Genomic DNA, 11,078 nt, shown 5'->3' with positions numbered 1-11,078 from the left:
GGCGCGGCCGCCCAGCCGGTCGGCTAGCTCGACCGCAGGTGCTCCTCGACCGCGTCGATGACCTCGGGCCCGAACGTCGAGGGCCAGATGCCGTGCCCGGCGCCCTCGACGAGGACGACCTGGACGCGCTGGCCGTGCCGGCGCAGCTCGCGTGCGTAGTCGAGGCTGTGCGCGTGCGGCACCACGTCGTCGGCCGTCCCGTGGACGAGCAGGACAGGCCCGCGCGGCCGGGCGTCGAGGTGGCTGGCCGGACTCGCGTCGAGGGCCACGTCCGGCACCTCGCTGGGGCGTCCGCCGAGCATGTCGCGCACGGCGTCGTCCTGCTCCATCGTCGTCAGGTCGGTCGGCGGGTAGAACGCGACCGCGCTCCGCAGGGCGAGCGGGAGTGCGTCCGGGCGGTCGTCCAGCTCGGCGGTGCCGTCGGTCGCGTGCAGGAGCAGCGCGACCTGGCCGCCCGAGGAGTCGCCGGCGATGCTGAGCCGGTCGGGGTCGATGCCGTACCGATCGGCGCGCCGGCGCAACCAGCGGACCGCCGCCTTGGCGTCGTGCACCTGGGCCGGGTGCGGCGCGACGGACGAGGGGCGGTACTCGACGACGGCGACGACGTACCCGCGCTCGGCGAGCCGGCAGAGGGGCCAGAGGCCCGCGCCGAGCGCCTGCGGTCCCCAGCCGGAGCCCTGGACGAAGACGAGGCAGGGGTAGCGGCCGGCGAACGCCTCGTCCCAGCCGACCATGGCGGCATCGCCGCTCGGCTGGATGATCTGCAGGTGCAGCGTCCGGCCGTCGCGCGTGACGTACGGGACACCGAGGTGGACGAAGACGTTCGTGCCGCCCCGCGGGGCCTCGATCACGCGGACGTGGCCCGCCTCGTCCTCGTCCATGGGTCGTCCGGGGTCGCGGTCGCGCTCGTTCACCGGCCCAGCGCACCACGTCGCGCCCGGCGGCGCAACGGGATTCGGGCCGCGGACCGGCGAGCCGGCCTCAGGCGCTCAGCTCGCGCTCGGCCTCCGGCAGGAGGTCGCGCAGGAAGGCGCCGGTGTGACTCTCGGCCACCCGCGCCACCTGCTCCGGCGTGCCCTCGGCGACGACGGTCCCACCGCCGGAGCCGCCCTCGGGGCCCATGTCGATGAGCCAGTCGGCGCTGCGGACGACGTCGAGGTTGTGCTCGATGACGACCACCGTGTTGCCCTTCTCGACGAGCCCCTGGAGCACCTCGAGCAGCTTGCGCACGTCCTCGAAGTGCAGCCCGGTCGTCGGCTCGTCGAGCACGTAGACCGTGCGGCCGCTCGACCGCTTCTGCAGCTCGGAGGCGAGCTTGACGCGCTGCGCCTCGCCGCCGGAGAGCGTCGTCGCGCTCTGACCCAGCCGGACGTAGCCCAGCCCGACGTCGACGAGCGTGTTGAGGTGGCGCGCGATCGCCGGGACGGCCGCGAAGAACTCCGCGGCCTCCGAGATCGGCATGTCGAGCACGTCGGCGACCGTCCTGCCCTTGTACCGCACCTCGAGCGTCTCCCGGTTGTACCGGGCGCCGTGGCAGACCTCGCACTGGACGTAGACGTCCGGGAGGAAGTTCATCTCGATCTTGATCGTGCCGTCGCCGGAGCACGCCTCGCAGCGCCCGCCCTTGACGTTGAACGAGAACCGGCCGGGCTTGTACCCGCGGACCTTCGCCTCCTGCGTCTCGGCGAACAGCCGGCGCACGTGGTCCCACACGCCCGTGTACGTCGCCGGGTTCGACCGCGGGGTGCGGCCGATCGGTCCCTGGTCGACGTGGACCACCTTGTCGACGTGCTCGAGACCCGTGACGCGGCGGTGTCGTCCCGCGACCCGGCGCGCGCCGTTCAGCTCGTTGGCGAGCACGGTGTGGAAGATCGAGTTGACCAGCGTCGACTTGCCGGAGCCGGAGACGCCGGTGACGGCCGTGAGCACACCGACCGGGAACGACACCGTGACGTCCCGCAGGTTGTTCTCGCGGGCACCGTGCACCGTGATGGCCCGGCCCTTGGTCGTCTTGCGGCGCGTCGTCGGGACCGGGATGTGCCGGCGGCCGGACAGGTAGGCGCCCGTGACCGACTCCTCCGACGCGAGCAGCCCCGCGAGGTCACCGGAGTGGACGACGTGCCCGCCGTGCTCCCCGGCACCCGGACCGATGTCGACGATCCAGTCCGCCGTGCGGATGGTGTCCTCGTCGTGCTCGACCACGATGAGCGTGTTGCCCAGGTCGCGCAGCCGGCTCAGCGTCTCGATCAGCCGGCGGTTGTCGCGCTGGTGCAGGCCGATGCTCGGCTCGTCGAGCACGTAGAGCACGCCGACGAGGCCCGACCCGATCTGCGTCGCCAGACGGATGCGCTGGGCCTCGCCGCCGGACAGGGTGGCCGAGGGTCGCGAGAGCGTGAGGTAGTCGAGCCCGACGTCGAGCAGGAACTGCAGCCGCGCGTGGATCTCCTTGAGCACGGCGCCGGCGACGACCCGCTCGCGCTCGCCCAGCTCGATCCCGTCGAGGTACGCCTTGGCCTCGGCGATCGCCAGGTTGCAGACGTCGGCGATCGAGTGGCCGTCGACCTTGACCGCGAGGACCTCGGGCTTGAGCCGAGCACCCTGGCAGGCCGGGCACGGCACCTCGCGCATGAAGCCCTCGTAGCGCTCGCGCGACCAGTCCGACTCCGTCTCCGCGTGCCGACGCTGGACGAACGGGATGGCGCCCTCGAACCCGGTCGAGTACTGCCGCTCACGGCCCCAGCGGTTGCGGTAGCGGACCTTCACCTCGTGGTCGTGACCGTGCAGGATCGCCGTGCGCGCGCGCTCGGGAAGCGCGCGCCACGGCACGTCGGTGCTGAACCCGAGGTCCTTGCCGAGCGCCTCGAGCTGACGCGCGAAGTACTCCGCCGACGTCTGCGCCCACGGCGCGATCGCGCCCTCGGCCAGCGTCAGCTCGTCGTCGGGGACGATGAGGTCCGGGTCCACCTCGAGGCGGGTGCCGAGGCCCGTGCACTCGGGGCACGCGCCGTAGGGCGCGTTGAAGGAGAAGGTGCGCGGCTCGATCTCCTCGAGCGCGAGCACGTGGTCGTTGGGGCAGGCGCGCTTCTCCGAGAAGCGGCGCTCCCGCCCGGGCGCACCGGCGTCGACGTCGACGAACTCGATGACGACGAGGCCGTCGGCCAGCCGCAGCGCCGTCTCGACCGAGTCGGTGATCCGCTGCTTCGCGCTCGAGCGAGCGACGAGCCGGTCGACGACGACCTCGATGTCGTGCTTCAGCTTCTTCTCCAGGGCCGGCGCCTCGGTGAGCGTCACGACCTCGCCGTCGACCCGGGCGCGGGCGAAGCCCTGCGACTGCAGGTCGCGGAACAGCTCCGAGTACTCGCCCTTGCGGCCGCGGACGACCGGGGCGAGCACCTGGAAGCGGGTGCCGTCGGGCAGCTCGAGCAGCCGGTCGACGATCTGCTGCGGGGTCTGCGACGTCACCTGCTCGCCGCACACCGGGCAGAACTGCGTACCGGCGCGCGCGAAGAGGAGGCGCAGGTAGTCGTAGACCTCGGTGATGGTCCCGACCGTCGAGCGCGGGTTCCGGTTCGTCGACTTCTGGTCGATCGAGACCGCCGGCGAGAGGCCCTCGATGAAGTCGACGTCTGGCTTGTCCATCTGGCCGAGGAACTGGCGCGCGTAGGACGACAGCGACTCGACGTAGCGGCGCTGTCCCTCGGCGAAGATCGTGTCGAACGCCAGGGAGGACTTGCCCGATCCGGACAGCCCGGTGAACACGACGAGCTGGTCGCGCGGCAGCTCGATCGAGACGTTCTTGAGGTTGTGCTCACGGGCACCGGAGACGATGAGACTCACTGCTCCATGCTAAGTCCGACCACCGACATCATGTACACGTGTTCGATCAGGGCGGAATCCGGCGCACCGTCCGGCGGGTGCGGCGGGGTATGTTGCGGCCATGACCGACGCAGCTCCCGCGCCCCTGACCTACGCCGTCGAGTACGCCTACGACGCCTCGCCCGAGGAGCTCGCCGCCGTCCGGCCCGAGCACCGCGCGTTTCTCCGTGCGCTGTGCGACGCCGGGGACCTGCTGGCGTCCGGTCCCCTGCCCGAGGACGGCGGAGCGCTGCTGCTCGTGCGCGCCGCCTCCGACGTGGCCGCGCGCGACCTGCTCGCGGCCGACCCGTTCCAGGTCGCCGGCGTCGTCGGCTCGACGACGGTGCGTCGCTGGGACCCGGTCATCGGACCCTGGGCCTGACGCGTCGCGGACGGCACGGGAGCCGACGGCTCCCCGGGTGCCGGGCCGCGCGTCAGCGCAGCGGCGCGGGCGGGCCGGACGGGCTGCGTCGCGCGACGAGCGAGGCGAGGGCCGCGAGCCCGAGGCACGCGACGATGACGACGAGCGAGGCCCCCGTCGAGATCTCCGGTCCCCACTCGATCGGCTCTCCCCCGTTGAGGAAGGGCAGCGAGTTGGTGTGCAGCGCGTGCAGGACGAGCTTCACGCCGATGAACGCGAGGATCGCCGCGAGCCCGAACTTCAGGTAGGTGAGCCGCTCCATGAGGCCGCTCAGCATGAAGTAGAGCTGGCGCAGCCCCATGAGCGCGAACAGGTTCGTCGTGAACACGATGAACGGGTTCGACGTGATGCCGAAGATCGCCGGGATCGAGTCGAGCGCGAACAGCAGGTCCGTCGTGCCGAGCGCGAGGATGACGAGCGCCATGGGTGTGAGCGCGCGCCGCGTCTCGTACGCCGCCGGCTGGCCGGTGGCCGGCTGGCCGGTGGTGGCCTCGGACGAGGTCACGTCGTACGGCGCCACGTCCCGCGCGATCGGAGCGTCCGCGACGGACGCGGGCGTGCCGAACGGTGAGACCTGGCCGGGGGCCTGGTCGGCGGGGACCTCGACGTCGATGCGCGTCGTGAGGCTCTTGCCGTCGTAGTGCTCGGACACGGGCATGACCCGCCGGACGGCCCGGACCGTCGCGTTCTCCTTGTACTCCTCCTCCTCGTCCTGGCCCTTGAGCATCCCGTAGGCCGTGACGAGCAGGATGACGCCGAAGACGAAGAACACCCAGGTGAACCGGTCGACGACCGCCGCCCCGGCGACGATGAGGACGGCGCGCAGCCCGAGCGCGATGAGGATCCCGATCATGAGCGTGCGCTGCTGCAGCTCGCGGGGCACGGCGAACGCCGTGAGGATGAGCGCGAACACGAAGAGGTTGTCCAGCGAGAGCGAGTACTCGGTGAGCCAGCCGGCGACGAACTCGGTCGCCGGCTGGGCGCCGCCCACGAGGTAGACGAGGCCCGCGAAGACGAGCGCCAGCGCGACGTAGAAGCCGACCCAGCGCGCGCTCTCGGCGAAGCCCGGCACGTGCGGCCGACGCCCGATGATGACGAGGTCGGCGACGAGGACGCCCGTGATGACGACGAGCGACGCGACCTCGAACCAGACCGGCAGCGTGCCGCTCACGCGCCGGCCCCCGGTCCAGCCGTGAGCCGTCCTCGCGCGTCGCTGCGCGACTTGAGCAGGCTCGCCACCGTCGTGATGACCAGGACGGAGATGATGAACGTGAGGGAGACCGCGATCGAGACCTCGGGGATCGCGTGCACGGGCTCACCGCCGTTGATGAACGGCACCTCGTTCTCGTGCAGGGCGTGGATGACGAGCTTCGCGCCGATGAAGGCGAGGATCGCGGCGAGCCCGTAGTTGAGGTAGACGAGCCGGTCGAGCAGGCCGTCGATGAGGAAGAAGAGCTGGCGCAGGCCGAGCAGCGAGAAGGCGTTCGCGGCGAAGATGAGGAACACCTCCTGCGTGAGCCCGAAGATCGCCGGGATCGAGTCGATCGCGAACAGGATGTCCGCGCTGCCGATCGCGACCATGACGAGCAGCATCGGCGTCATGTGCCAGCGTCCGTCGTGCCGGACCCAGACGCGATCGCCGTGGAAACCGTCCGTCACCGGGAAGACCCGCCGCACGGAACGGACCAGCCAGGTCTCCTTGGCCTCGTCCTGCTGACCCGTGTGGCGCAGCTGTCCGATGGCGGTCCAGATGAGGAACGCACCGAAGATGTAGAAGATCCACGCCCACGCGTTGACGAGCTCGGCACCGACGAGGATGAAGACCGTGCGCAGGACGAGCGCGAGGATGATCCCGACGAACAGGACCTTCTGCTGGTTCTGCCGCGGGACGGCGAACGCGCCCATGATGAGGACGAACACGAAGAGGTTGTCGACCGAGAGGCTCTTCTCGGTCACGTAGCCGGCGAAGTACTCGGCGCCGAACTCGCCACCCCAGAGCCACCAGACCACGAGCCCGAACACGACGGCGATCGCGACGTAGGCGATCGACCAGAGCGCGGCCTCGCGCAGGGTCGGCGCGTGGGGCTTGCGGACGTGTCCGAAGAGGTCGACGGCCAGCATCGCCACGATGAGGCCGATCGTCACGACCCATGCCAGGAGAGAAACGTCCACGGAGCTGCCTTTCGGAACCGTTGCCAAGGAAACCGAAGGTCTTCTCCGGCGCCGGAGCCGCAGATCTCTGCGTGTCCGGGTTGCCCGACGGCACCGGGAACCCTGCGCCGGGTGCCGTGGTGACGATGCCGCCGTTTGAGGAGTACTCCCCTTACGTCGGAGCAGACTCTACCGTGCCGCGCGCCGAGTACCGCGGTCGCCGGGCGTGACGTACGCCGCTCGCGCCGCGAGGCGCTGTGCAGGGTCCCGGTGTGGCGCACGGCGCAAGTTCCCGGACGCGACCCGTGCCCCGGGCCCCGGACACGACGACGGGACGCCAGCGCCGTCGCCGCGGGGCGCGCAGGCCCCGGTGCGGCGAGCAGCACGCCGTGCGGCGGGCCGCACGCGAGCGTGGTCGACCTCAGGCCGTGGCGGCGACCATCTGCCGCAGCTCCTTCTTGAGGTCGGACACCTCGTCCCGCAGCCGGGCCGCCACCTCGAACTGCAGCTCCGCCGCGGCGGCGTGCATCTGGTCCGTGAGGTCCTGGATGAGCTGCGCGAGGTCGGTCGCGGCCGCACCGGCCAGCCGGTCCCGCGCCGCCGAGCCCTTGCCGGCCTTCCCGCCGGGCGCCTTGAGCCCGTGGCTCGCGCCCTTCTTGCCCTGCGCCTGGCGGTAGCCGCCGGCCAGGAGCTCCGCCGTGTCCACGTCCTCACGCGCGAGCTGGTCCGTGATGTCGACGATCTTCTTGCGCAGCGGCGTCGGGTCGATGCCGTGCTCGACGTTGTAGGCGACCTGCTTCTCGCGGCGACGGTTCGTCTCCTCGATGGCCGCCGCCATCGACGGCGTGATCCGGTCGGCGTACATGTGGACCTGGCCCGACACGTTGCGGGCCGCACGTCCGATCGTCTGGATGAGCGAGGTCCCCGAGCGCAGGAAGCCCTCCTTGTCCGCGTCGAGGATCGCCACGAGCGACACCTCCGGCAGGTCGAGGCCCTCGCGCAGGAGGTTGATGCCGACGAGCACGTCGAAGACGCCGAGGCGCAGGTCGCGCAGCAGCTCGATCCGCTTGAGCGTGTCGACCTCGGAGTGCAGGTAGGCGACCTTGACGCCGCGCTCCAGCAGGTAGTCCGTGAGGTCCTCGGCCATCTTCTTCGTGAGCGTCGTGACGAGGACGCGCTCGTCCCGGTCCGTCCGGTCGCGGATCTCCCCGAGCAGGTCGTCGATCTGCCCCTGGGTCGGCTTGACGACGACCTCGGGGTCGACCAGGCCCGTCGGCCGGATGACCTGCTCGACGAACCCGTCCGACTGGCCGAGCTCGTACGGGCCGGGGGTCGCCGAGAGGTAGACCGTCTGACCGATCCGCTCGAGGAACTCCTCCCAGCGCAGCGGCCGGTTGTCCATCGCGCTCGGGAGCCGGAAGCCGTGCTCGACCAGCGTCCGCTTGCGGCTCATGTCGCCCTCGAACATCGCCCCGATCTGGGGCACGGTCTGGTGCGACTCGTCGATGACGAGCAGGAAGTCCTCGGGGAAGTAGTCGAGCAGCGTGTTGGGCGCGGACCCGGGCTCGCGACCGTCGATGTGCCGCGAGTAGTTCTCGATCCCCGAGCAGGTGCCGATCTGGCGCATCATCTCGATGTCGTACGTCGTCCGCATCCGCAGGCGCTGCGCCTCCAGCAGCCGGCCGCCCTGCTCCAGCTCGCGCAGCCGTCCCTCGAGCTCCTCCTCGATCGAGCCGATCGCGCGCTCCATCCGCTCGGCGCCCGCCACGTAGTGCGAGGCCGGGAACAGGTAGACGTGCTGCTCCTGCCGCACCACGTCCCCCGTCAGCGGGTTGAGCGAGGCGAGCGACGTGACCTCGTCCCCGAAGAACTCGATCCGGATCGCCAGCTCCTCGTAGACCGGGATGATCTCGACCGTGTCCCCCCGGACCCGGAACGTCCCACGCTGGAACGAGGTGTCGTTGCGGGTGTACTGCATCTCGACGAACCGGCGCAGCAGCACGTCCCGGTCGATCTCCTGCCCCACCTGGAGCGGGACCATCCGGTCGACGTACTCCTGCGGCGTGCCGAGGCCGTAGATGCAGGAGACGGAGGCGACCACCACGACGTCCCGCCGCGTCAGCAGCGAGTTCGTCGCCGAGTGGCGCAGCCGCTCGACCTCCTCGTTGATGGAGGAGTCCTTCTCGATGTAGGTGTCCGAGCTCGGGACGTAGGCCTCGGGCTGGTAGTAGTCGTAGTAGGAGACGAAGTACTCGACCGCGTTGTTCGGCAGCAGCTCGCGGAACTCCGTCGCGAGCTGCGCGGCCAGCGTCTTGTTCGGCGCCATGACGAGCGTCGGACGCTGGACCTGCTCGACGAGCCACGCCGTCGTCGCCGACTTGCCGGTTCCCGTGGCGCCGAGCAGCACGATGTCCTTCTCCCCCGCCCTGAGCCGTTCCGTCAGGTCGGCGATGGCGGTGGGCTGGTCGCCGGACGGGGTGTACTCCGAGACCACCTCGAAGGGGGCGACGGTGCGCTGGAGATCGGTGACGGGCCGCATGTCGACAACGGTACGTCGAGGGTCCGACATCTATCCCGGCGTGACGCCGAGGGCGTAACCGCGGGGGTGACTCGACACCGCCCGGCAAGCGATCCACAGCCTGGGGACCGCCCCTCGTTCGCGTCGGCGGTCCGGGGTACGTTGGCAGGAACGGGTCCAGCCAGGGCCCCGCGAGAAGGGAAGCACCATGCCTCGTCCCGTCATCAGCACCGCCAGCTCCGTCTGGGAGGGCGACCTCGCCAGCGGTGGCGGCCGCGTCACCGTGGCCAGCGACGCCTTCCCCACCGTTCCCCTCACCTGGAAGGCCCGCTCGGAGGGCGAGCTGCGGCACACCACGCCGGAGGAGCTCATCGCCGCCGCCCACGCCGGCTGCTACTCGATGGCGCTGTCCAACGAGCTCGCCAGCAGCGGCAGCACGCCCGAGCGCATCGAGGCGTCGGCGAACGTCACGTTCGAGATCGGCGACGCCGGTCCGGTCATCTCCGGCATCGAGCTGACCGTCGAGGGCAAGGTCCCGGGCATCAGCGAGGAGGACTTCCTCGCGATCGCCGAGGCGGCGAAGGTCGGCTGCCCCGTGAGCAAGGCACTGGCGGCCGTCCCGATCACGCTCTCCGCCACGCTCGTCTGAGGCCGTCCGCGGCCCAGCCCGTCCACGGCCCGGCCGTCCACGGCCCGGCCGTCCGCGGCCAGGTCGGACCGCGACCGAACCGAGCCACGGCTGACGTGGACCGCGCCGGGCTGGGCCGCGCCCGGGCTGGGCAATGGCCAGGTGGGCCACGCCCGGGCTGGACTGCGGCCACCGGGCGCCTGCGCTCACGGTCCCGTCCAGGTCCGGGGGGCCACTGACGGCCTCCGCGTCCGCGGATCCGTCCGACGCCGGTCCGGGCGCTAGGGCCGAGGCTGCCAGCCGGTGCGCTCGCGCCAGGCGGTGAGCTCCCCGTCGACCTCGGTGAAGAACGGCTCCTTGGCCTCGGCGTACGCATGGGTCGGGTGCTCGCCGAGCTGGTCCGCCACCTCGGCGAGCACGCCCTCCTTCACCCGGCGGTAGCGTTCGCGCGCCGCGGGATCGGCCCGCAGCCAGTCCCGGAACGCCAGCGCCCAGGTCCACCCGGGCGACCCCGTGACGCGCACGTGCACGTTGACCGGCCGAGCGGGGTCGGCGTTCGCGTGGAAGGCCTTGCGCCACAGCTCGGGGTCGGGGGCGTCGGGCTTCGGCGTGTCCTGCCCGAGACCCGCGACGAGCGGGAAGCCCGCCTCCCCGAACCGTGGCGCGAGGAGTGCGGCGGCCGCCAGCGAGGGGACGCCGACCTGCACGTCGAGCACGTCCTTGGCCGGCAGCCCCGGGACGGATGTCGACCCGATGTGCGCCGCGTCCAGCACGAGATCGCCACCGGCGAGCTCCAGCCGGGCCAGCACGCGCGCCGCCTGCTGCGCCCACGGGTCGGCCGCGTCGTCCTCGACGAGCTCGGCCGTCGGACGGGCCGCGCGACGGCCCTCACGCAGGTTGCGCTCGAACGGGACGAGGCGCTCGGTCCACAGCGCATCGACCGCCGCCGTCGTCTCCTCGGGGGCGCAGGCCGTGTCGATCAGGACGTCCGCGACGGCGCGGCGCTGCGCATCGCTCGCCTGCGCCGCGATCCGGGCGCGGGCCGCATCCTCGGTCATGCCGCGCTCCCGGACCGCGCGCTCGATGCGGACGGCCTCGGGCGCGTCGGCGACGAGCACCAGGTGGTAGCGCGGGGCGAGACCGTTCTCGGCGAGGAGCGGCACGTCGTGCACGACGATCGCGTCGGGCCGCTCGGCGGCCAGCTGCGCGACCCGTTCCTCGAAGGCGGCGCCGACCGCCGGGTGGATGATCGCCTCGAGGTCCGCGCGGGCCACCGCGTCGTCGAACACGAGGGCAGCGAGCCGCGCCCGGTCCAGCGCGCCGGACTCCCCCGTCACCTCGGAGCCGAACCGCTCGACGACGGCCGCGAGCCCCGGGGTCCCGGGCTCGACCACCTCGCGCGCGAGGACGTCGGCATCGACGACGACGGCGCCCAGCCGAGCCATCCGGCGCGCGACGGTGGACTTTCCGGCGGCCATGCCTCCGGTGAGGCCGATGAGGAGCAT

At 71.8% G+C, this 11,078-nt stretch carries 8 protein-coding genes; 2 read left to right on the top strand and 6 right to left on the bottom strand.

Annotated features, from left to right (window positions below; all coding sequences use genetic code 11):
* Window positions 1–23: 23 nt before the first annotated feature.
* Together EDD28_RS14195 and uvrA are read right to left on the bottom strand one after the other, a co-directional pair.
* On the bottom strand, window positions 24–914 hold the full coding sequence (locus tag EDD28_RS14195) for an alpha/beta hydrolase (protein ID WP_148059634.1): 891 nt from the start codon (window positions 912–914) through the stop codon (window positions 24–26).
* Between the two features lie 67 nt (window positions 915–981).
* Window positions 982–3,837: an excinuclease ABC subunit UvrA gene (gene uvrA, locus EDD28_RS14190; protein ID WP_245968092.1), complete on the bottom strand. Its 2,856-nt coding sequence runs from the start codon at window positions 3,835–3,837 to the stop codon at window positions 982–984.
* Window positions 3,838–3,937: 100 nt separating this feature from the next.
* Here uvrA and EDD28_RS14185 point away from each other — a divergent pair, with 100 nt between their 5' ends.
* Window positions 3,938–4,237: a YciI family protein gene (locus tag EDD28_RS14185; RefSeq protein WP_123740422.1), complete on the top strand. Its 300-nt coding sequence runs from the start codon at window positions 3,938–3,940 to the stop codon at window positions 4,235–4,237.
* 52 nt (window positions 4,238–4,289) lie between these two features.
* Here EDD28_RS14185 and EDD28_RS14180 read toward each other — a convergent pair whose 3' ends face one another.
* The 3 genes from EDD28_RS14180 to uvrB form a co-directional block, all read right to left on the bottom strand.
* Window positions 4,290–5,447 (bottom strand): TerC family protein, encoded by a 1,158-nt coding sequence (locus EDD28_RS14180; protein ID WP_123740421.1) that lies wholly within the window; start codon window positions 5,445–5,447, stop codon window positions 4,290–4,292.
* Window positions 5,444–6,448: a TerC family protein gene (locus tag EDD28_RS14175; protein WP_123740420.1), complete on the bottom strand. Its 1,005-nt coding sequence runs from the start codon at window positions 6,446–6,448 to the stop codon at window positions 5,444–5,446. Before EDD28_RS14175 ends, EDD28_RS14180 begins: the two co-directional genes overlap by 4 nt.
* A gap of 400 nt (window positions 6,449–6,848) precedes the next feature.
* Window positions 6,849–8,966: an excinuclease ABC subunit UvrB gene (gene uvrB / locus EDD28_RS14170; RefSeq protein ID WP_123740419.1), complete on the bottom strand. Its 2,118-nt coding sequence runs from the start codon at window positions 8,964–8,966 to the stop codon at window positions 6,849–6,851.
* A 187-nt stretch (window positions 8,967–9,153) separates the two neighbouring features.
* On the opposite strand from uvrB, the gene EDD28_RS14165 reads away from it, so the two are divergent.
* The gene (locus EDD28_RS14165; protein ID WP_123740418.1) at window positions 9,154–9,594 is read left to right on the top strand and encodes an OsmC family protein; all 441 of its coding nucleotides are present in this window, start codon (window positions 9,154–9,156) and stop codon (window positions 9,592–9,594) included.
* 260 nt (window positions 9,595–9,854) lie between these two features.
* Here EDD28_RS14165 and coaE read toward each other — a convergent pair whose 3' ends face one another.
* Window positions 9,855–11,078, bottom strand: a complete 1,224-nt coding sequence (gene coaE / locus EDD28_RS14160) for a dephospho-CoA kinase (RefSeq protein ID WP_123740925.1) — start codon at window positions 11,076–11,078, stop codon at window positions 9,855–9,857.

The sequence above is a fragment of the Salana multivorans genome, assembly GCF_003751805.1.
GTDB classification, from domain to species: domain Bacteria; phylum Actinomycetota; class Actinomycetes; order Actinomycetales; family Beutenbergiaceae; genus Salana; species Salana multivorans.
This window is presented reverse-complemented; position numbering and strand designations above follow the sequence as displayed.

Coding starts and splice junctions, on each gene's coding strand:
- coaE (WP_123740925.1), bottom strand. CDS start 11,078: ATGCTCCTCATCGGCCTCACCGGAGGCATGGCCGCCGGAAAGTCCACC.
- uvrB (WP_123740419.1), bottom strand. CDS start 8,966: ATGCGGCCCGTCACCGATCTCCAGCGCACCGTCGCCCCCTTCGAGGTG.
- EDD28_RS14185 (WP_123740422.1), top strand. CDS start 3,938: ATGACCGACGCAGCTCCCGCGCCCCTGACCTACGCCGTCGAGTACGCC.
- EDD28_RS14165 (WP_123740418.1), top strand. CDS start 9,154: ATGCCTCGTCCCGTCATCAGCACCGCCAGCTCCGTCTGGGAGGGCGAC.